Raw genomic sequence first — 19,910 nt, 5'->3', positions numbered from 1 at the left:
GGCAGCGGCGCGCGTCAGGCGTGAAGTCTGTCGGCCGGAGGAACCACGGCGGCGTCCTGGGGCACGCGGCCAGACACCCACCGCTGCAGCACCCCGTCGGGCACGTCTTCACGCACGAGCGCGAACGCGTAGTGGTCGCGCCAGTCGCCGTCGATGTGGATGAACCGCCTCCGCAGCCCCTCGTAGCGGAAGCCGAGCTTCTCGACCACCCGCAGGCTCGCACGGTTCTCCGGGCGGATGCAGATCTCCATGCGGTGCAGACGCAGCTGCGTGAAGCACACGTCGGTCGCCATGGCCACCGCCGTCGGGGTGATGCCCCGGCCGGCGTATCGCTTGCTCACCCAGTAGCCGATCGTGGCCGACGCGAGGGAACCGCGCGCGATCCCCCACACGTTCAGCTGACCGGCGACCTCGCCGTCATACTCCATGACGAACGGCACGCCCGATCCGTCCCGATACTGCTGCAGCAGGCGCCGGACGCCGATGCGCATGTCGAACGACACCGGGCCGTCGGGGCTCGTCGCCTCCCACGGCTGCAGCCAGGCGCGGTTGCTCAGCAGCTCGGTCTGGAGTGTGCGGGCATCGCGCTGGCGCACCAGCCGGATCGAGATGGGGCCGTGCCGACGAGGGGCCGTCAGATCCACCGTGACCCCCTCGATCGGGCGGCGTCAGAGGTTCGCCGCGAACTCCTTGAACCAGGGTCGCAGCTCGGGACCGAGATCGTCGCGGTCGGCGGCGAGCTGCACGATGGCCTTGATGTAGTCCACCCTATCGCCGGTGTCGTACCGGCGCCCGCGGAACACGACGCCGTACACGCCGGGCCCCTCAGGGTCAGCGGCCAGTTCCTGGAGCGCGTCGGTCAGCTGGATCTCGCCGCCCTTGCCCGGCTCGGTGCGCTCGAGGATGTCGAACACCTCGGGCCCGAGCACGTAGCGCCCGATGACCGCGAGGTTCGACGGCGCATCCTCCTTCTTGGGCTTCTCGACAAGACCGGTGACGCGCACCAGACCGTCGGTGCCGGTCTCTTCGACCGCGGCTGCGCCGTACAGGTGGATGCTGTCGGGATCGACCTCCATGAGCGCGATGATGCTCGCGCCGGTGCGCTCGCGCTCGGCCATCATGGTCGTCACGAGCTCATCGCGCTCGTCGATGAGGTCGTCGCCCAGCATCACGACGAACGGCGATTCGCCCACGTGGGCGCGTGCCCGGAGGACGGCGTGTCCGAGGCCCTTGGGCTCGCCCTGACGGACGAAGTGGATGTCGGCGAGATCGCTGGACTGCTGCACCTTGGCGAGCTTGTCCGCGTCGCCCTTCTTGAGCAGCGTGCTCTCGAGCTCGGGGACCGAGTCGAAGTGGTTCGAGAGGTTGTTCTTGTTGCGTCCGATGATGATCAGGACGTCGCGGATGCCCGCTGCAGTGGCCTCTTCGACCACGTACTGGATGGCCGGCTTGTCGACCACCGGGAGCATCTCTTTCGGCATGGCCTTGGTCGCCGGGAGGAAGCGGGTACCGAGACCCGCGGCAGGAATGACCGCTTTGAAGGGGTGCTGAGGCATTTCAGGAGTCTATCGATCCGATCGTCGCGCATCTGTCGTCTGTGAACCGACCACGTGACAGGTTGGTTACAAGCACGCGTCCGGGCGCGCCGCGCCGACGTAGAATCGTGGTCATGTCCGACGCCATCGCCGACGCGAAGCGCGCGCTTCGCGCCGAGCTGCGGGAGCGCCGCCAGTCGATGTCTCCGCAGAGCATCGCGACCGCCGAGGACGGCATCCGACTCCACCTCGACGATCTGGTCGCGCGCCTCGGAGTGCGATCGATGTCGTGCTACCTCGCCCGGCCCACCGAGCCCGGCACGCGCGCATTCATCCTGGCCGCCGTGGAGCGCGGCATCCGGGTGCTCCTCCCCGTCTCGCGCGCCGACGGACTGCTCGACTGGGCGGTCGCGACCGCCGACGGCGACATCGGCGAGGGCCTGTTCGGGGTTCCCGAGCCGGTCGGCGAACTGCTCGGTCCGATCGCGGTGAACGATGTCGACCTGCTCATCATCCCCGCCGCAGCCGTCGACGAGAGCGGGATGCGACTCGGCTGGGGGCGCGGCTTCTTCGACAAGACCATCGGGTCGATGGAGGGCTGCCCGCCGGTGTACGCCCTCGTCTACGACAGCGAGATCCTCGTGGAGGTCCCCCGCGACCTCCACGACCAGCCGGTGACCGGCGCCGTGACTCCCGCGCGGATCGTCGAATTCGCCCGCGCGCACTGAACGAAAGAGAACCATGCCCACCTACGCCTATGCCTGCAAGGACTGCGGCCACCGCTTCGACGCGGTGCAGTCCTTCGCCGACCCGACCCTCACCGAGTGCCCCGAATGCGGCGGCGCGCTGCGCAAGGAGTACGGCTCGATCGGCGTGACCTTCAACGGGTCGGGCTTCTACCGCACCGACTCGCGCTCCTCGTCGGGTTCGGTCGGCACCGGCACGGCAGGTGGCGACTCCGGCGCGTCTTCGGCATCATCGAAGTCCGAGGCCAAGAAGGCCGCACCCGCGTCGTCGGGGTCGTGATCCGGTAACACGCCGGGCAGGAGGGAATCACCATGATCAAGGGCTTCAAGGAATTCATCCTCAGGGGCAACGTCATCGACCTCGCTGTCGCGGTGGTCATCGGCGCGGCGTTCACCGCCGTGGTGAACGCGATCGTCTCCAGCATCATCAACCCGCTGATCGAGCTCGTGTGGAAGCCCGACGAGGACGGCGTCGTGGGCATCACGGTGAACGGCCTGCACGGCCAGGTCACCTTCCCGATCAGCGACCTCATCAATGCCGTGATCGCTTTCCTCGCCGTGGCGATCGTCGTCTACTTCGTGTTCGTGCACCCCATGAACGTGATGAAGGAGCGCGCTGCGCGCAAGCAGGGCGTGCCCGAAGAGCCCGAGCCGCTCCCGTCGGAGGCCGAGCTGCTCGTGCAGATCCGCGACCTGCTCGGGAAGCAGGCCGACGCCGCGCCCAAGCCCTGACGCCGAACGACTAGTAGTGCGGCGGCACGTCTCGCCGCAGCCGGTCGTCGTTCGGCCCGCTGCTCTCCGTGCTCGTCCCGGAGGCCGCGTCCACTGCGGGCGCGGCATCCGTCGTCTCATCGCCTGGAACGGGCTCCGCGGTCGTGCCGGGCGCGGGGGTCAGCTTCGCGCGTCGTGCGCCGCGGACCCGCTCGACCCGCTGCCGATCATTCGATGACATCGATGGGCTGCGTGTCGGTGTCGGCACGCGGCGCCTCTGCGGCAACGCCGAGCATCGCCGCGATGCGCACCGCGACGCCGGCGGGGTCGGAGTACAGGTCGAAGGAGTGCACGCGGATGTAGTGCCATCCGAGACGGCGGAGGATCTGCGGACGCAGCCGCAGCGACTCGCGCAGCGACTCGCCGATCGTCTCGGGGTCGCTCTCGACGACGACCGCCTTGCCGTCGTACTGGGCGACGAGGGGAAGCGTGCCGCGGTAGTGCACGTCGACGGCGAGCCCGAGGCTGCGCAGCTCATGTGCGAGCGCCAGCGTGAGCGGATCTGCGAGGTCTTCGAGCCGCGCCTCGCGCGCGCGGGCGGCCAGGCCGCCGAGGATCGACATGAGGGTCGCGGCGCCGTACTCGAGGCGGCCGTCGTCGAAGGCCGACGGCCGGATCGACGACACGATCACCATCGAGCGACGCGCGCGCGTCATCCCGACCGTGAGCAGCCGCTCGCCGTCGGGGGTCGAGAGGTCGCCGAAATCGCTCAGCACACGGCCGTGCTTGGTGAGGCCGAAGCCGAGCGAGAAGATCACGCGGTCGCGGCTCTCGGCCACCGACTCCTCGAGCGTCAGCACCGTGAACGGCTCGGCGATGTCGCGCGAGACGAAGTCGGCGACGTCGGAGCGTCCGGCGAAGGCGGCCACCACCGCGGCGCGGATGCGCTCGGCGTGCCGCGCGCTCGCGGTCACCACCATCAGCGACTCGCTCGCGCGGTTGACAGCATGCTCGACGACAAGCGTCACGACGCGCGCGACCTCGGCGTCGGGGCTCTCGACAGCGCCGGAGATCGGGTCAGGGGCTCCGGTGCCGCCCTCGACGTAGTCGACGCCGAGGCTGCCGCGCCCGAGGTACGAGCCCGCCCACGGGAAGGAGGCGATCTCGCCGCCGTAGAACGCATCGTTGACGAGCTCGGCGAGGTCTTCGCCGCCGGCGCGGTAGCTGCGGGTGAGCGTCTCGACGGGCAGCAGCTGCGCCATCCGCACGAACACGCTCTCACCGTCGAACGGCTCCCGCACGGGCTCGGGCTCGGCCGGCGCGCCGGACGAGACCTGGAACGGGGTGGGCTTCTGCGTCACCGGGTCGCCGAAGAGCACGACCTGGCGCGATCTGCGGAGCGCGGGCGCCGCCTCGGCGAGGCAGAGGGCGGCGGCATCCGCGATGATCACCACGTCGAACGGCGTACCCGCCGGGATCTCGGGCACCTCGTACGGTGTCGCGAGCCAGACCGGCGCGAGCGTGCGCAGCAGCGTCGGCGCGGCGGTCTCGAGCTCGGCGGCGGTGATCGCGCCGTTGCGCAGCGCACCCTTGAGCGCGGCTGCCTCGGCGGGTGCGTCGACGATGCCGATGCGCCACTGCGTCGCGAGGGCGGCGGCGAGGAGCGGACCGGATGCCGCGGCATGGGCCTCGTCGACGAGACGGAAGTCGCGCTCGAGTCGATCCACCACGGCGGTGTTGGCCCCGAGGAGCGCGCGATCGGCACCCAGCAGGTGCTCGAGGGCCGACTGCCACCAGGCGAACTCGAGTTCCGCGGCGACGCGGTCTTCGGGCACGTGCCGCACCGACAGCTCCGCCAGCAGCGGCTCGAGGCCGAGGGCGGCGAGATCGGTGCGCAGGGTCGCCCGCTCGCGGAGGTTCGTGAACACGTCGGACTCGGCGGCGAGCGAGGCGAGGGTGCGCACCAGGTCGGCGACCGGCATCGCGCTCAGGCGGTCGGCTCCGGTGCGACCGAGGACGGTGTCGAGCTCGGCGAGTTCGGCATCGACACGCTGCCACGCGATGTGCACGTCGCCGAGGCCGATCGGCACCTCGGGCGCGACGCCCACGTCGACCAGACGCTGCCACTCGGTGCGCTGCTGCTGGATGCGCACGAGCGCCTCGTGCATGTCGGCGACGTGCACCCCTGGGCGCACGTACTCCTTCGACAGGCGCCGCAGGCGGCGGCGGTTGGCGCCCGACATCGTCGACGAATCGCGGCGGGGGGCGTGGGCCTGGATGAGCTCGCCGAGCGGCCGCTCGAACACCGTCAGGCTGAAGCGGTCGAGCGAGTCGCGGATGCCGAGCAGCAGCCGGAGGTACAGACCGAGTTCGCCGACCGTCGCGAACGGGCGCATGCGGGTCTTGCCGATGAGCTCGTAGCCGCGCTCGAGCAGCGCCGGGAGGTCCTGGCGATGGAGCTTGCCGGCGAGGCTGTGCGCGGCGTGGGCCTGCTCGGTCGTCGTGAACGTGACGCCGTACCACGGCGAGTCATCGGGACCGAAGCGGAACTCGCCGAGGCGCGCGGCGGCCGCGAGCTTGGCCGCTGCCTCCTCGCGCACCGGCGCGACGCGCTCGAGCGTGGCTGCGTCGAGGCGGGCGACCGTGGTCGGAGCAGGGCGCCGCGCCGACAGGGTGGCGAGGTGACGCAGGATCTCGACCACCGAGACGCCCAGGCCGGGATGACGCGCGGTCACCGCTCCCCGATAGTCGCGCAGCACGCCGCGCAGACGCACCAGGGCGTCATCGATGTCGGCGACCTTCGGCTGCTCGGCCTTCTCGTTGCGGCCGATCGCGCGGATGAGATCGCGCTGCAGCGTGGCGGGAGACACGGGCATGCCCGCGAGCCCGACCCCGGCCAGGCGATGACGCACGCCCTCGAGGGTGGAGCGGCGCGCGCTCACCACGAGCACGCGCTTGCCGTCGCGCACGAGGGCGCCGAGGGCGTTGATCACGGTCTGCGTGCCGCCGGTACCGGGCAGGGTGTGCACCACGAGTGACTGACCGGCGAGGATGCGCGCGAGCACGCGCTCCTGCTCGGAGTCGGCGTCGAGGAGCAGGTCGTCGGATGCGGGCGGACGATCATCGGGGCCGGGGCGCTCGGCGACCTCGCGGATCATCGTCACCGACTCGGCGTCGGCGGGGTGACCGGCGAGCGCATTGAGGATGGGGTGGTCGAGGTCGGCGGCATCCCGCGCCATCGCCTCGCCGACGTCGGCGAACGTCGAGACGAGCAGCCGCGCTCGCACCGAGAACGAGCCGATCTCGGCGGTGAGGGCGCGCAGCTTGTCGATGACCGGCTGCGGCTTGAACAGGCCGCCCTCCTGGGCGAGCGCTGCGAGCGCGGCGGGGTCGACCACGATGCCGAAGTGGGTGCGCAGCGCCCGCACGAGCTGCGGGTTGACGACGAACCCGCCGTGCAGCTTGAGCTCGAAGTCGCTGTGGTGCCGGCGGATCGCGAGCGGCCGCAGCAGCACCGGGGCGACGCAGGTCATGTCGCCGACGCGCCAGGAGGCGAGGCCGACGGCCAGACGCACGGCGTCGAGACCGCGCGCCGTGCGCAGCTCGAGGTTCTTGGTCGTGATCCGCTCTGCCGCGAGCCGCGCGTTGCGCAGCGCGACCTCGTCGCGGAACAGGTTCGACAGGAGGGTGGAGCGGCCGGTGATGAACTGCGGCAGGCTGCCGGGGTGCGCCTTGGTGATCTCGATGGCCGCCGCATCGGACTCGGCGTAGTGGAGCAGCGTCGACCGGCCGCCGAGGTCGGCAGCCTGTCCGCGCAGCCGGTCACGCTCGGGCTGCGCGATGTGCACCACGGTGGCGTCGGGCTCGGCGACGCCGAGGTCGCCGGGCATCACCGTGAAGACGGTACCGGGCTCGTCGCCGGCCACCGCTCTGTTCTCTGCTCGCCACACACGAGCCACACTAAGCGCACGTCATGGCGGGGCACTTGCACCGAAGGCGAGTTTCGCGGTATTGGGGCTGTGCGGGCATCTCTGTTCCTCCCCAGGCTCATCATCCCGAGCCACCGTCCACAGTGACCCGTCGGCCTCCCGCCGGTGGCCGACCGACGGGCAGGATGGTCGCATGACGGCCCCCCGCGCACCCCGCTTCCTCCTCCACGACTCCCCGGTGGGCGACATCCTCATCGTGACCGACGGAGGCGGCATCATCGCCCTCCATCCGGTGCACGGCGCTCCCGACGCCGACCTGCATGCGATCGAAGCGCTCACCGGTGCCGCTCCCGTCTTCGACGACGGCGACCCGACCGCCTGCGCGGCGGCGGAGCAGATCGACGAGTACTTCTCCGGCGACCGGCGCAGCTTCGACCTGCCGCTGGACTGGAGCCGCGTGCGCGGCTTCACCGGTGAGGCGCTCCGCGCAGTGTGCGACATCCCCTACGGCGAGACTGCCGGCTACGGCGAGGTCGCGATCGCCGCGGGCAGCCCGCGAGCCGCCCGTGCGGTGGGCACCGCGTGTGCCACCACGCCGTTCTCGATCGTCGTGCCCGTGCACCGCGTGGTGCGCGCCGACGGCTCGCTCGGCGAGTACGGCGGTCACTCCGAGGTCAAGCAGCACCTCATCGACTTCGAGCGACGGGTGGCCGCCGAAGGCGTGGCCGAGTAGGCCGGCCACGCGCACAGCGGCCCGGGTGGTCTCCCACCCGGGCCGCTGCGTTCCCCCCGGTTCGCCCCCCTGGCCCCGGCTAGTGGTTCGACGCCTTCTCTGCGCCGAATCCCGTGAGCGAGCGGACGTCCATCTCCGCCGCCTTCTTCGGATCCTCTGCGGTGCGCGTCGTGACCGAACCCAGCCAGCCGAGGAAGAACCCGAGCGGGATCGAGACGATCCCGGGATTGTTCAGCGGCCAGATCGCGGTTCCGACATCCTTGAACACGCTGGTGGGCGTGCCCCAGAACACCGGCGAGAGCACGATGAGGATGATCGCGGCCGCGAGGCCCCCGTACATGCTCCAGACCGCTCCCCGGGTGGTGAACCGGCGCCAGAACAGCGAGTACAGGATGGTCGGCAGGTTGGCCGACGCCGCCACGGCGAAGGCGAGCGCGACGAGGAACGCCACGTTCTGCCCCTGCACGCCGATGCCGCCCAGGATCGCGAGGATGCCGATCACGATGACCGTCCGGCGGGCGACCTTGACCTCGCCGTCCGGCGGCACATTGCCCTTCTTCACGACGTTGGCGTAGATGTCGTGAGCGAACGAGGCGGCCGCCGTGATGGTGAGCCCCGCCACGACCGCGAGGATCGTCGCGAATGCCACCGCCGAGATGAAGCCCAGCAGCAGCGGACCGCCGAGGTACAGCGCGAGCAGCGGCGCTGCCGAGTTCACGCCGCCGGGCGCGGCCTTGATCGTCTCCGCGCCGACCAGGGCGCCGGCGCCGTAGCCGAGCACCAGGGTGAGCAGGTAGAAGAGGCCGATGAGCCAGATCGCCCACACCACCGAGCGACGCGCCTCCTTCGCGGTCGGCACCGTGTAGAAGCGCATCAGCACGTGCGGCAGACCCGCGGTGCCGAGCACCAGGGCGATCGCGAGCGAGATGAAGTCCCACGGGTTCGCGCCGTACTGCAGGCCCGGGCCGAGGATGTCGGTCGTGCCGGCGGTCTCGACCGCGCTCTCGAGCAGCGTGTTGAGGCTGAAGCCGTTGAGCGCCAGCACCCAGATCGTCATGACGACGGCCCCGCCGATGAGCAGGAACGCCTTCACGATCTGCACCCAGGTGGTGCCCTTCATGCCGCCGATCAGCACGTACACGATCATCAGCACGCCGACGACGGCGACGACGATCGACTGTCCGAGCGTCTCGGTGATGCCGAGCAGCAGCGACACGAGTCCGCCGGCGCCCGCCATCTGCGCGAGCAGATAGAAGAAGCACACCGCGAGCGTGGTGATCGCGGCGGCCAGACGCACCGGGCCCTGCTTCAGGCGGAACGAGAGCACGTCGGCCATCGTGAACTTGCCGGTGTTGCGCATGAGCTCGGCGACCAGCAGCAGCGCGACGAGCCAGGCGACGAGGAATCCGATCGAGTACAGGAAGCCGTCGTAGCCGTTGATCGCGATCGCGCCGCAGATGCCGAGGAACGACGCCGCCGACAGGTAGTCGCCTGCGATCGCGAAGCCGTTCTGCGGCCCCGTGAACGAGCGGCCGGCCGCGTAGTAATCCGCGGCGGTCTTGTTGTTGCGGCTCGCCCGGATCACGATGAACAGCGTCACGGCGACGAATGCGCCGAAGATCGAGATGTTCAGGATCGGGTTGTTCTCCACCGTCTGCACCGCGGCGTGGACCGCGCCGAATACCTCGTTCATGCGGACGCCTCCTGCTGCTTCTCGAGGTCGCCGCGGATCTCCTCGGCGATGGGGTCGAGCTTGCGGTTCGCGTACCAGACGTACGTCATCGTGATCGCGAATGTGGTGACGAATTGACCGAGCCCGAGGAGGAGGCCGACCGTGATGTCACCCCACACGTGCTGCGCCATGAAATCACGGGCGAATGACGAGAGCAGGACGTAGGCGAAATACCAGACGAGAAACGCTACGGCCATCGGGAAGACGAATCCGCGTTGCTTTCTCTTCAATTCGACGAACCGCGGGGATTCCTCCACCGCGACGTAATCGATGCCGCCCGGAGGAGCGGTCTGGGTTCCGGAATCTGACATGTGGCCTCCTTGCCTCATGGGGAGCGCAGCGCTGCGCCGGGGGAAACCCGCGGACGGTTCCGGTCGTTTCACGGGTGGTATGGTCGACGCTACGTACGACGGCGACGCAGCCGTCACCCCCGGAAGTAGGTAGTGCGTGGCATCCGCACCCGTGGTCGATTCGGTCGGCGCCGACGGCGCCGAGACCGTGCTCGCCCGTGCGGTGTCGGAGCTCGTCCGCCGCACCCGCTTCCCCGTCGCGTTCGGCGGGCTCGAGCGAGACCAGCGCATCCACGTCACCTCCGTCGTCGGCGCACGCACGCGCAGCCTCGACGGACTCGTCGTCGAGGCGTCGCGGGGCCTCGGCGGGCGCGCGCTCGTCGAGAAGCGGCCGCGACTCACCCTCGACTACGGTTCCTCGCGCAGCATCACGCACGACTACGACCGCGCGGTGCTCGGCGAGGGCATCGCGACGCTCTTCGCGGTGCCGGTGATGGTCGGCGCTCGCGCGCGCGGCGTGATCTACTGCGGCTCCTGGAACGCCTCCCCCGTCGGCGATGTGGTCGCACGCCCGGCCTTCGCGGTCGCCGAGGAGCTCTCCACCGAACTGCGCGTACGCGACGAGGTCGAGCGCCGGGTCGCGCGCATCCCACTCCCGTCGGAGAGCGGTGCACTGTCGGCCGGCACCCGGGAGGAGCTGCGCGAGAGCTACGCCGAGCTGCGGAGCATCACCGCCGGCATCGACGACGCCGCACTGCGGGGGCGGCTCGAGCGGCTCGAGCGGCGCCTGGCGGCGCTCTCCAGTCCGGCCCCCGCTGCAGCTGACGAGGCCGGCATCCGCCTCTCCCCCCGCGAGACCGATGTGCTCGCGTGCGCGGCTCTCGGTTCGACGAATGCCGAGATCGCCGCGATGCTCTCCATTCGCGAGGGAACGGTCAAGTCGTACCTGCAGTCGGCGATGGCGAAATTGGATGCCTCCACCCGCCATGCGGCGGTGGCGACCGCCCGCCGAATGGGACTTCTCCCCTGAATTCAGCCGGCTCGAATTCGCGCGCAATTGTCGCGGTGCGCTGATCGCGATGCGGCAACCGCGCGGACACGCGACAATTCGTCCGACGGATGACACCGAATTCCGCGTATCGTTCCGTTCATGGCCCGCAAAATCGTGCATCAGCTCGTCGACGACCTCGACGGCACCATCCTCGAAGTCGGCGACGGCGAGACCGTGCTGTTCTCGCTCGACGGCATCGCCTACGAGATCGACCTCACCGACGAGAACGCCGCCGCGCTGCGCAGCGCCCTCGCCCCCTATCTGACAGCCGGGCGACGGATCTCCGCCGCATCACGCGGCGGCTCCTCCGCGTCGGGCGCACCCAAGCGTCGTCGCAGCGGTCAGAAGGACTTCAGCGGCGTGCGCGAGTGGGCCAAGAAGAACGGCTACACCGTCTCGGAGCGCGGCCGGGTGCCGGCATCCGTACTCGAGGCCTACGAGGCGGCGCACTGACGCACCGCCTCGCGGCTCATCAGCGCGAGAGCTGGAAGAGGATCTCCTCCACCTTCTCCTTCGCGTCGCCGAACAGCATCTGCGCGTTCTCCCGGTAGAACAGGGGATTCTGCACGCCCGCATAGCCCGATGCCATCGATCGCTTGAACACGATGACGTTCGCGGCCTCCCACGCGCGGATCACCGGCATGCCCGCGATCGGGCTCCCCGGGTCTTCCGCCGCGGCGGGGTTCACGGTGTCGTTCGCGCCGATCACGAGCACGACGTCGGTCTGCGCGAGGTCGTCGTTGATCTCGTCCATCTCGAGCACGATGTCGTACGGCACCTTCGCCTCGGCGAGCAGCACGTTCATGTGGCCGGGAAGCCGGCCGGCGACGGGGTGGATGCCGAAGCGCACGTCCACGCCCCGTTCACGCAGCCGCGCGACGAGGTCGGCCACACCGTGCTGCGCCTGCGCGACCGCCATGCCGTAGCCGGGGGTGATCACCACGGTCGACGCTCCGGCGAGCATGTCGGCGGCAGCCTCGGCGTCGATCTCACGATGCTCCCCGTACTCCTCCTCGCCGCCCGTCGGCGCCTCGATCCCGAAGCCGCCGGCGATCACCGAGAGGAACGAGCGGTTCATCGCCTTGCACATGATGTAGCTGAGGTACGCACCCGAAGACCCGACGAGCGCTCCGGTGACGATCAGCAGGTCGTTGTTCAGGAGGAAACCGGCTGCCGCCGCCGCCCAGCCCGAGTAGCTGTTGAGCATCGAGACGACCACCGGCATGTCGCCGCCGCCGATCGACGCGACGAGGTGCCAGCCGAGCGCGAGGGCGAGGAGTGTCACCACCACGAGCAGCCACAGTTCGGGCGTGATCACGTACCAGACCGTGAGGGCGACGAAGGCGACGAGCGCGCCGACGTTCAGCGCGTTCTTGCCGGGGAGCACCAGCGGCTTCGACGACATGCGCGCCGAGAGCTTGAGGAACGCCACGATCGAACCGGTGAAGGTCACGGCGCCGATGAACACGCCGATGAACACCTCGGCGTGGTGGATGTCGGCGAGCGCACCCTCGAGGCCGGTGTCGTACAGCGCGCCGTTCCATCCCACGAGCACGGCCGCGAGCCCGACGAACGAGTGGAGCAGGGCGATGAGCTCGGGCATGCCCGTCATCTCGACGATGCGCGCCCGCCACAGGCCGATGGCCGCGCCGATCACGACGGCGGCCACGAGCAGCACGAGTCCCGTCGTCGCGCCCGCGTTCGCTGAGCCGGTCGAAGAACCCCACGCTCCGGCGGCGACCACCCCCACCGTGGCGATGAGGGCGATGGCCATGCCGACGATGCCGTAGGTCACGCCGCGCCGGCTGGTCTCGTGCCGGCTGAGGCCGGCGAGGCTCAGCACGAAGAGGAGGGCCGCGACGATGTACGCGGCGCCGGCCACCTGGCCTGCGACGGCGATCATCGGGTCTCGCCCTTCTGGAACATCGCGAGCATGCGGCGGGTGACGGCGAAGCCGCCGAAGATGTTGATGCTCGCGAGGAGCACTGCGATCGCGGCGAGGATCTGCACGGTGAGGTCGGGAGCGGTGATCTGCACCATGGCGCCGACGACGATGATGCCCGAGATCGCGTTGGTCACGCTCATGAGCGGGGTGTGCAGCGCGTGGGCGACGTGGCCGATGACGTAGAAGCCGACGACGACGGCGAGGGTGAGCACCAGGAAGTGCTGCGGCAGCGGCGGGGGCGCGAACGCGCAGACGGCGAAGAGCGCCGCGATGCCCACCGCCACCAGCGCGGTGCGCACGGCCGACGACATCGGCTTCTTCGCCGTCACGGGTGCCGCGGCCGCCCGCACCGGGGCGGGGGCAGCCGACACCTGCACGGGAGGGGGCGGCCAGAGCACGTCGCCGTCCTTCACCACGGTGACGGCGCGCTGCACGACGTCGTCGAAGTCGAGGGTCAGCGCGCCGTCCTTCGCCGGGGTGAGCAGCTTCAGCAGGTTCAGCAGGTTCGTCCCGAACAGCTGGGATGCCTGCTGCGGCAGCCGCCCGGGGAGGTCGGTGTAGCCGAGGATCACGACCCCGTTCGCGGTCATGACCTTCTCGCCGGCGACCGACCCCTCGACGTTGCCGCCCTGACCCGCAGCCATGTCGACGATGACGCTGCCGGGGCGCATCGCGGCGACGTCGGCAGCCGTGATCAGCCGCGGAGCTGTGCGTCCCGGGATGAGCGCCGTCGTGATGATGATGTCGACGTCGGCTGCCTGCTCGGAGTAGATCTCGGCCGCTCGCCGGTCGTACGCCTCGCTCGTGGCCTTCGCATACCCGTCGGCCGAGACCTGCTTCGCCTCCTCGGGCACGACGACCTCGAGGTATTCGCCGCCGATCGAGGCGACCTGGTCGGCGACCTCGGGGCGGGGGTCGGTCGCGCGCACGATCGCGCCGAGGCTCGATGCGGCGCCGATCGCGGCGAGGCCGGCGACGCCGGCGCCCGCGACGAGCACCTTCGCCGGTGGGACCTTGCCCGCCGCGGTCACCTGGCCGGTGAAGAAGCGGCCGAACTCGTGCGCGGCTTCGACGACGGCCCGGTAGCCGGCGATGTTCGCCATCGAGCTGAGCACATCCATCGATTGGGCGCGTGAAATGCGCGGCACTGCGTCGAGTGCGATCGCCGTCATGTGGCGGGTGGCGAGGGCCTCGATGAGGTCGGGGCGCAGCGCCGGGCTGAGGGTGGCGACGATCGTGGCGCCGTCGGCGAGCCGCGCGATCTCGGCGCTCGTCGGCGCGGTCACCTTGAGCACGATCGGCGACGCCCACGCAGTCTGGTCGTCGACGACTGCGGCGCCGGCTGCGACGAAGGCGGCGTCGGGGAACGACGATGCGGCGCCGGCGCCGGCTTCGACGACGACGTCGTAGCCGAGGGCGACGAGCTTGGGGACGGTGGTCGGGGTCGCTGCGACCCGGTTCTCTCCGGGCGCCTCGGCGACGATGCCAATGCGGGTCATGCGTTCCTCGTGATCTGGTGCGTGGACGGGACGGCGGGTGTGTCTTCTTCGACTCCCCGGGCGACGCCTCCACCCTGGCAGACGGCCCGCGCCGCGCAGGCCGTGTTGCGTCCGACACGAAGAGAAGAATCGCGGAATTTGCTCGAACGTGTGCGAATCACCCTGTCTTCCGGGTCGCCTCCTCACATCCTCGGTCGGTTCATAGCGCTCGGCAATGCCGCCCGTAAGAGCGCTCAGTACCTCTGGAACATGCAGCCGAACAGACGAACCCGCGCAAAGATCCTGCTCGCATCGGGGCTGGCCGTCGTGCTCACCGGCGGCGGCGCCGCCGCATGGGCGGTCGATCGCTTCCTGGTCGAGCACGTCGAGATCAGCGACGTCTCGGCCTACGAAGCCGAGAACTCGACAGTCCAGACCTCCGACACGACCGCCGACGACGACGCGACGGATGCCGCCGCCGACGAGTCCGCCGAGACGGTGCTCACCGACACCGCGTACAGCGACGGCGCCACCGAGGTGACGATCTCGACCGTCACCTCGGGTTCGGGCGACGAGACCGTCACCTACTACGTCGCCGACGTCGTGCTCTCGGATGCGACGGCGCTGCGCAGCGCCTTCGCCAAGGATCAGTTCGGCGAGAACATCACCGAGCTCACCAGCGACATCGCCGCCGACAACGGTGCCGTTTTCGCCGTGAACGGCGACTACTACGGCTTCCGCGACACCGGCATCGTGATCCGCAACGGCGTCGTCTACCGGGACGAGTCGGCGCGAGCCGGGCTGGCGTTCTACACCGATGGCTCGGTGGAGGTGTACGACGAGACCGAGACGACCGCCGACGAACTGCTGGCCGACGGCGTCTGGAACACCCTCAGCTTCGGTCCGGCGCTCGTCGAAGACGGTGAGGTCGTCGCGGGGCTCGATGAGGCCGAGGTCGACACCAACTTCGGCAATCACTCCATCCAGGGCGACCAGCCGCGCACCGCTGTCGGCGTCATCGACGAGAACCACCTCGTGTTCGTCGTGGTCGACGGGCGACAGGAGGGCTACAGCACGGGCGTCACGCTCGACGAGCTCGCCGACATCCTGGTCAACCTCGGGGCGACCACCGCCTACAACCTCGACGGCGGCGGTTCGTCGACGCTGTACTTCAACGGGGAGGTCGTCAATCAGCCGTCCAACGGCGGCGAGCGCGCCACGAGCGACATCCTCTACATCGCGGGTTCGTCATGATCGTGCTCATCCCCGCCTACGAGCCCGGCCAGGCACTCCCCCGCCTGGTGGCGGAGCTGAGGCGGGAGCATCCGCTCGCCGACGTCATCATCGTCGACGACGGCAGCGGCGCGACGTACGCCTCCGTCTTCGACGAGACACGGCGCGCCGGGGCGACCGTGCTCACCCATCCGGCGAACCGGGGCAAGGGCGTCGCGCTCCGCACCGGGATCGCCCACGCCGTGCGTGCGCACCCGGGCGCGGCGGTGGTCACCGCCGACGCCGACGGCCAGCACACCGTCGCCGACATCGGCCGGGTCGCACACGAGACGGGCGACGCCCAGCGCAGCGGCATCCCGACACTGATCCTCGGATGCCGCGCCTTCGCTGGCGACGTGCCATTGCGCAGCCGCGCGGGCAACACCGTCGCGCGCGGGATCTTCCGTCTCGCCGCAGGCTGGAGCCTCGGCGACACCCAGACCGGGCTCCGCGGCATCCCCGCAGACCTGCTCCCCTGGGTGGCCGCGCAGCCCGGCGACCGGTTCGAGTTCGAGCAGAACGTGCTGCTGCGGAGCCGGCAGGCCGGTGTGGCCGTGCGCGAGGTGCCGATCGAGACGGTGTACCTCGACCACAACGCGTCGAGCCACTTCCGCCCGCTCGTCGATTCGGTGCGCGTCGTGCTTCCGCTCCTGCTGTTCGCCGGGTCGTCGCTGCTGGGCTTCCTCGTCGACACCGTCGCTCTCCTCGTGCTGAGTGCGCTCACCGGCCTGCTCGTGCCGTCGATCATCGCCGCGCGCGTGCTGAGCGCCTCGGTGAACTTCGCCGTCAACCGCCGGCTCGTGTTCGGCCGGCGAGGCGGATCGACGCTCCCGCGGCAGCTCGGTCGCTACGCGGTGCTGGCGGCCGCGCTCCTCGCCACCAACATCGTGTGGATCGAGGCGCTCACGCGCATCGGAACGCCGCTCCTCGCCGCGAAGGTCGTGACCGAAGCGGTGCTCTTCGTCATCGGATTCGGGGTGCAGCGCGCGTTCGTGTTCGGTCGGGCGGCATCCGCGAGCGCGTCCGCCGTTGACGCAGGCGAGGCGGCGCCCGCCGTGTCATCAGGCGCATCGCATGTGCACACCGAACTCGGATCGAGCGCAGGAGCCCGGCATAGGAACCCCATAGGGCCCGCGGGTCGGATGGAACGAGACACCCCGACCACACGGAGAACACGATGACCACCACCGCCCTGATCCTGCTCGCGACAGACCTCGCCGCCGCCCTCATGTTGAGCCTCGGGCTGTACTACCGGCGCCACCGCCGGCGTGATCTCGTCGTCGCCTTCCTCGGGGTGAACGTCGGCGTGATGGCGGTCGCCATGGTGCTCGGCACCGCCGAGGTCGCCCTGGGGCTCGGACTCGGGCTCTTCGGCGTGCTGTCGATCATCCGTCTCCGCTCGTCGGAGATCTCGCAGCGCGAGGTCGCCTACTACTTCGCCGCCCTCGCGATCGGCCTCGTCTCGGGGCTCCCCCAGACCGACCCGTGGCCCGTCGTCGGCCTCATCGCGCTCGTGCTGGCCGTCATGTGGGCCGCCGACCACCCCGCCCTGCTCTCGCGCAGCCGCAACGGCGTGGTGCGCCTCGACCGGGCGATCGCCGACGAAGACGACCTGCGTGCCGAGCTCGGCGATCGCCTCGGCGCCGAAGTGACGGCGATGACCGTGCAGGAGCTCGATCTCGTGAACGACACCACCACCGTCGACGTGCGCTTCCGCGTGCCGCGCCGCACCGCCGTCGCGTCGACCACGGCGCCCACATCGTCCTCGTCGTCCGCGGATCACTCGCTCGCCGGGATGCTCCGATGAACGCCCTCGCCCACCTCGATCCCGTGGGTCTCGACGAGATCGTCGCCGAAGCCGCCCTCCTCACCCGCGTCGACCGCAAGTACGTGGTGCCGCGCGCAGCGCTGGAGCACGTGCTCGGCGGTCTCGCCGACGGCACACGGGTGCTCGAGATCGACGGCGAGCGCCGGTTCGTGTACGAGTCGATGTACTTCGACACGCCCGACCTGCTGAGCTTCCACATGGCCGCGCAGCCGCGGCGCCGCCGCTTCAAGCTGCGCACCCGCGCCTACGTCGACACGGGCGCCGCATACCTCGAGATGAAGACGCGCGGCGCCCGCGGGGCCACCGTGAAGGAGCGCGACGCGTACGACATCACCCGCCGCGACGAACTCACCGTCGATGCCCGGGCAGACGTCGCCGATGCGTTCCCCGCGATCGGCGTCGCCCCCGACCGCGCAGACGACCTCGACGCCGTGCTCAAGACCGGCTACCGCCGCACGACCCTCCTCGCCCCCGACGGCGCCTCGCGTGCGACCGTCGACACGGATCTGACGTGGCTGGGCGCCGACGGCAGCGGATTCCTGCTGCCCGGGCTGGCGATCGTCGAGACCAAGTCCGGGGCGCGTGCCTCCGACGTCGACCGCCTGCTGTGGCGGGCCGGCCTCCGCCCCGCGATCGTCAGCAAGTACGCCACCGGCCTCGCTGCGCTCCGACCCGATCTGCCGCGCAACCGGTGGGCGCGGCTGCTCCGAGGCGCGTTCGCCGAGACGGAGCGCGCCGCGCTGCCGCAGTCGGCGGCGCCCGGCATCCGCCCCACCTATTCCCCGACCACCAGCCCCCGAACCGAGGAGGAACCATGCTCCCCCGCCGCCTGACCCTCGCCGCCGTGCCGCTCGCCCTCGGCGCCGTCGTGCTCGCCGGATGCGCCGTGCAGTCGGCCGCGTCCGACTCCGACGCCTCGTCGACCGACGCCAGCACCTCGACCGAGTCCACGACCGAGACCCAGACCGCCGCCGTCGTCGACAGCGACCTCGACGCCGACGCAGTGCGCGCGGCGAACGCCGACGTCACCCACGTGAACGACGACGAGTGGTCGGAGTCCGACGCCGTCGACGTCGATCTCGACGGGTCGACCGCATCCTCCGCGTCCGACGCGGTGTCGGTCGACGGATCGACCGTCACCATCAGCGCCGGCGGCGTCTTCCGCCTCTCGGGCGACCTCGACGGCCAGATCGTCGTCGCCGCTCCCGACGACGCGCAGGTCGTGCTGATCCTCGACGGCGTCGACATCGACGCATCCGACTCGTCCGCCATCACTGTGACGACGGCCGACGACGTGGCGATCGTGCTCGCAGACGGCAGCGACAACACCGTCTCAGACACCGACACCTACGCCGACGACGCCGAAGCGAACGCCGCGATCTACGCCGATGCCGACCTGACGATCAGCGGAGAGGGCACGCTCACCGTGAACGGCAACGGGAACGATGGCATCGCGAGCACCGACGACCTCGTGATCATGTCGGGCACGATCACCGTCGACGCGGTCGACGACGCGCTGCGCGGCAAGGACGCGCTCGTGATCGAGGGCGGCACGGTCGACCTGACCGCCGGGGGCGACGCCCTCAAGAGCGACCAGGACGAGGATGCGACGCAGGGATTCATCGACGTCTCGGGCGGCGAGATCACGGCCATCTCGGGCGACGACGGGTTCGCCGCCGCCACCGATGTGGTCATCACCGGCGGCACGGTCGCCGTGACCGCCGGATCGGATGCCTCGGCCTCCGACGACTCGCCGAAGGGCATCTCGGCCGGCGTGGTCGTCGCGCTCGATGGCGGCGACATCACCGTCGACGCCGTCGACGACGCGGTGCACTCCGACGGATCGGTCGGGATCGGCGGCGCGACCCTCGCGCTGACGACCGGCGACGACGGCGTGCACGCCGAGCAGACCCTCGAGATCCGAGGCGGCGACGTCACCGTGGCGGAGTCGGTCGAAGGCCTCGAAGGCACCGACATCGTGATCTCCGGTGGAAGCATCGACGTCACCTCGAGCGACGACGGCATCAACGCAGCGAGCGGGTCGGCGTCGACTTCGGGCGGCATGGGCGGGGGCGGCGGCGAGACCGACACCGGCGAGACCGTCACCATCTCGGGCGGGACCGTGGTGGTGACCTCCCGCGGCGACGGCATCGACTCGAACGGGTCGATGGCCTTCACCGGCGGCACGACCGTGGTCTCGGGTCCCAGCAGCTCGGGCGGCGAAGGCTCGCTCGACGCGAACGGCACCATCACGATCGACGGCGGCGAGCTGTATGTCGCGGGCTCGACCCTGCACGTCCCGGAGGGATCGCAGTCGTGGGTCGCGGCCGCGGTGAGCGGGTCGGCAGGCGACACGATCGAGATCACGGATGCCTCGGGCGCCGTCATCGCGTCGTTCGAGGCCGGCCGCGAGTTCTCCGCCGCGTTCTACAGCGGCCCCGGCATCACCGCCGGCGAGAGCTACACCCTGTCGACGGATGCCGGGACCGCGACCGCGACCGCCGGCGAGGGCCTCACGGAGTCGATGGGCGGCGGCGGGCAGGGCGGCGGCCCCGGCGGCGCACGACCATGAGCGCTGAGGCGCACCCTGGGTAAGCCCTGGCAATGACGGCGCATGGTGTGTCAGAGGTTGCGGGCGGGCAGCGATCTCGGCATCGTGG

General features: G+C 70.5%; 18 protein-coding genes. 11 read left to right on the top strand and 7 right to left on the bottom strand.

The annotated features are described in order from the left end of the window. Positions 1-14: 14 nt before the first annotated feature. The gene (locus JOD63_RS03715; RefSeq protein WP_045274382.1) at positions 15-644 is read right to left on the bottom strand and encodes a GNAT family N-acetyltransferase; all 630 of its coding nucleotides are present in this window, start codon (positions 642-644) and stop codon (positions 15-17) included. 24 nt (positions 645-668) lie between these two features. Next, on the bottom strand, positions 669-1,556 hold the full coding sequence (gene galU / locus JOD63_RS03710; protein WP_045274383.1) for a UTP--glucose-1-phosphate uridylyltransferase GalU: 888 nt from the start codon (positions 1,554-1,556) through the stop codon (positions 669-671). Positions 1,557-1,669: 113 nt separating this feature from the next. On the opposite strand from galU, the gene JOD63_RS03705 reads away from it, so the two are divergent. The 3 genes from JOD63_RS03705 to mscL are packed head-to-tail and all read left to right on the top strand — an operon-like array spanning position 1,670 to position 3,013. After that, on the top strand, positions 1,670-2,263 hold the full coding sequence (locus tag JOD63_RS03705; RefSeq protein WP_045274384.1) for a 5-formyltetrahydrofolate cyclo-ligase: 594 nt from the start codon (positions 1,670-1,672) through the stop codon (positions 2,261-2,263). A 13-nt stretch (positions 2,264-2,276) separates the two neighbouring features. After that, positions 2,277-2,561 carry an FmdB family zinc ribbon protein gene (locus JOD63_RS03700; RefSeq protein ID WP_045274385.1) on the top strand — a complete coding sequence of 95 codons (285 nt, stop codon included), beginning with the start codon at positions 2,277-2,279 and terminating at the stop codon, positions 2,559-2,561. A 32-nt stretch (positions 2,562-2,593) separates the two neighbouring features. Beyond that, the gene (mscL, locus tag JOD63_RS03695; RefSeq protein WP_045274386.1) at positions 2,594-3,013 is read left to right on the top strand and encodes a large conductance mechanosensitive channel protein MscL; all 420 of its coding nucleotides are present in this window, start codon (positions 2,594-2,596) and stop codon (positions 3,011-3,013) included. Positions 3,014-3,219: 206 nt separating this feature from the next. Here mscL and JOD63_RS03690 read toward each other — a convergent pair whose 3' ends face one another. Continuing rightward, entirely contained in the window at positions 3,220-6,882 is a 3,663-nt protein-coding gene (locus JOD63_RS03690) for an ATPase AAA (RefSeq protein ID WP_045274412.1), read from the bottom strand. A gap of 232 nt (positions 6,883-7,114) precedes the next feature. Between JOD63_RS03690 and JOD63_RS03685 the strand changes: the two genes are divergently transcribed. Further along, positions 7,115-7,654: a methylated-DNA--[protein]-cysteine S-methyltransferase gene (locus tag JOD63_RS03685; protein ID WP_045274387.1), complete on the top strand. Its 540-nt coding sequence runs from the start codon at positions 7,115-7,117 to the stop codon at positions 7,652-7,654. Between the two features lie 79 nt (positions 7,655-7,733). Here the strand turns inward: JOD63_RS03685 and JOD63_RS03680 are convergent, their stop codons facing one another. Both JOD63_RS03680 and JOD63_RS03675 read right to left on the bottom strand, forming a co-directional pair. Next, complete coding sequence (locus tag JOD63_RS03680) at positions 7,734-9,347, bottom strand: solute symporter family protein (protein ID WP_045274388.1); 1,614 nt, start codon at positions 9,345-9,347, stop codon at positions 7,734-7,736. After that, positions 9,344-9,697 (bottom strand): DUF485 domain-containing protein, encoded by a 354-nt coding sequence (locus tag JOD63_RS03675; protein ID WP_045274389.1) that lies wholly within the window; start codon positions 9,695-9,697, stop codon positions 9,344-9,346. The genes JOD63_RS03680 and JOD63_RS03675 overlap by 4 nt, the downstream gene beginning before the upstream one ends. A 136-nt stretch (positions 9,698-9,833) precedes the next feature. On the opposite strand from JOD63_RS03675, the gene JOD63_RS03670 reads away from it, so the two are divergent. Together JOD63_RS03670 and JOD63_RS03665 are read left to right on the top strand one after the other, a co-directional pair. After that, positions 9,834-10,706: a LuxR C-terminal-related transcriptional regulator gene (locus JOD63_RS03670; RefSeq protein WP_245617930.1), complete on the top strand. Its 873-nt coding sequence runs from the start codon at positions 9,834-9,836 to the stop codon at positions 10,704-10,706. Positions 10,707-10,826: 120 nt separating this feature from the next. Further along, entirely contained in the window at positions 10,827-11,180 is a 354-nt protein-coding gene (locus JOD63_RS03665) for a histone-like nucleoid-structuring protein Lsr2 (RefSeq protein WP_045274390.1), read from the top strand. Between the two features lie 19 nt (positions 11,181-11,199). Here JOD63_RS03665 and pntB read toward each other — a convergent pair whose 3' ends face one another. Then, on the bottom strand, positions 11,200-12,630 hold the full coding sequence (gene pntB / locus JOD63_RS03660) for a Re/Si-specific NAD(P)(+) transhydrogenase subunit beta (protein ID WP_045274391.1): 1,431 nt from the start codon (positions 12,628-12,630) through the stop codon (positions 11,200-11,202). Beyond that, positions 12,627-14,171: a Re/Si-specific NAD(P)(+) transhydrogenase subunit alpha gene (locus JOD63_RS03655; RefSeq protein ID WP_045274392.1), complete on the bottom strand. Its 1,545-nt coding sequence runs from the start codon at positions 14,169-14,171 to the stop codon at positions 12,627-12,629. Before JOD63_RS03655 ends, pntB begins: the two co-directional genes overlap by 4 nt. Positions 14,172-14,420: 249 nt before the next feature. On the opposite strand from JOD63_RS03655, the gene JOD63_RS03650 reads away from it, so the two are divergent. Genes JOD63_RS03650 through JOD63_RS03630 form a run of 5 tightly spaced genes read left to right on the top strand, consistent with a single transcriptional unit; the run spans position 14,421 to position 19,822 of the window. Continuing rightward, on the top strand, positions 14,421-15,404 hold the full coding sequence (locus tag JOD63_RS03650) for a phosphodiester glycosidase family protein (protein ID WP_045274393.1): 984 nt from the start codon (positions 14,421-14,423) through the stop codon (positions 15,402-15,404). After that, entirely contained in the window at positions 15,401-16,603 is a 1,203-nt protein-coding gene (locus tag JOD63_RS03645; RefSeq protein WP_084613330.1) for a bifunctional glycosyltransferase family 2/GtrA family protein, read from the top strand. Before JOD63_RS03650 ends, JOD63_RS03645 begins: the two co-directional genes overlap by 4 nt. Next, positions 16,600-17,229 (top strand): DUF4956 domain-containing protein, encoded by a 630-nt coding sequence (locus tag JOD63_RS03640; protein ID WP_045274394.1) that lies wholly within the window; start codon positions 16,600-16,602, stop codon positions 17,227-17,229. The genes JOD63_RS03645 and JOD63_RS03640 overlap by 4 nt, the downstream gene beginning before the upstream one ends. After that, the gene (locus JOD63_RS03635) at positions 17,226-18,083 is read left to right on the top strand and encodes a polyphosphate polymerase domain-containing protein (RefSeq protein WP_084613331.1); all 858 of its coding nucleotides are present in this window, start codon (positions 17,226-17,228) and stop codon (positions 18,081-18,083) included. Before JOD63_RS03640 ends, JOD63_RS03635 begins: the two co-directional genes overlap by 4 nt. After that, positions 18,065-19,822 carry a carbohydrate-binding domain-containing protein gene (locus tag JOD63_RS03630; RefSeq protein ID WP_045274395.1) on the top strand — a complete coding sequence of 586 codons (1,758 nt, stop codon included), beginning with the start codon at positions 18,065-18,067 and terminating at the stop codon, positions 19,820-19,822. The genes JOD63_RS03635 and JOD63_RS03630 overlap by 19 nt, the downstream gene beginning before the upstream one ends. Positions 19,823-19,910: the final 88 nt, after the last annotated feature.

The organism is Microbacterium terrae (genome assembly GCF_017831975.1).
Taxonomy (GTDB): domain Bacteria; phylum Actinomycetota; class Actinomycetes; order Actinomycetales; family Microbacteriaceae; genus Microbacterium; species Microbacterium terrae.
Note: the sequence above shows the minus strand (reverse complement) of the source record. Positions and strands in the feature narration are given on the sequence as shown.

Excerpts from the sequence above, each read along its gene's own strand:
- JOD63_RS03655 (WP_045274392.1), bottom strand. The coding sequence starts at position 14,171 with ATGACCCGCATTGGCATCGTCGCCGAGGCGCCCGGAGAGAACCGGGTC.
- JOD63_RS03665 (WP_045274390.1), top strand. The coding sequence starts at position 10,827 with ATGGCCCGCAAAATCGTGCATCAGCTCGTCGACGACCTCGACGGCACC.
- JOD63_RS03700 (WP_045274385.1), top strand. The coding sequence starts at position 2,277 with ATGCCCACCTACGCCTATGCCTGCAAGGACTGCGGCCACCGCTTCGAC.
- JOD63_RS03680 (WP_045274388.1), bottom strand. The coding sequence starts at position 9,347 with ATGAACGAGGTATTCGGCGCGGTCCACGCCGCGGTGCAGACGGTGGAG.
- pntB (WP_045274391.1), bottom strand. The coding sequence starts at position 12,630 with ATGATCGCCGTCGCAGGCCAGGTGGCCGGCGCCGCGTACATCGTCGCG.
- JOD63_RS03690 (WP_045274412.1), bottom strand. The coding sequence starts at position 6,882 with ATGCCCGGCGACCTCGGCGTCGCCGAGCCCGACGCCACCGTGGTGCAC.
- JOD63_RS03640 (WP_045274394.1), top strand. The coding sequence starts at position 16,600 with ATGACCACCACCGCCCTGATCCTGCTCGCGACAGACCTCGCCGCCGCC.
- JOD63_RS03635 (WP_084613331.1), top strand. The coding sequence starts at position 17,226 with ATGAACGCCCTCGCCCACCTCGATCCCGTGGGTCTCGACGAGATCGTC.
- JOD63_RS03630 (WP_045274395.1), top strand. The coding sequence starts at position 18,065 with ATGCTCCCCCGCCGCCTGACCCTCGCCGCCGTGCCGCTCGCCCTCGGC.
- JOD63_RS03705 (WP_045274384.1), top strand. The coding sequence starts at position 1,670 with ATGTCCGACGCCATCGCCGACGCGAAGCGCGCGCTTCGCGCCGAGCTG.
- JOD63_RS03650 (WP_045274393.1), top strand. The coding sequence starts at position 14,421 with ATGCAGCCGAACAGACGAACCCGCGCAAAGATCCTGCTCGCATCGGGG.
- galU (WP_045274383.1), bottom strand. The coding sequence starts at position 1,556 with ATGCCTCAGCACCCCTTCAAAGCGGTCATTCCTGCCGCGGGTCTCGGT.
- JOD63_RS03685 (WP_045274387.1), top strand. The coding sequence starts at position 7,115 with ATGACGGCCCCCCGCGCACCCCGCTTCCTCCTCCACGACTCCCCGGTG.
- mscL (WP_045274386.1), top strand. The coding sequence starts at position 2,594 with ATGATCAAGGGCTTCAAGGAATTCATCCTCAGGGGCAACGTCATCGAC.
- JOD63_RS03675 (WP_045274389.1), bottom strand. The coding sequence starts at position 9,697 with ATGTCAGATTCCGGAACCCAGACCGCTCCTCCGGGCGGCATCGATTAC.
- JOD63_RS03645 (WP_084613330.1), top strand. The coding sequence starts at position 15,401 with ATGATCGTGCTCATCCCCGCCTACGAGCCCGGCCAGGCACTCCCCCGC.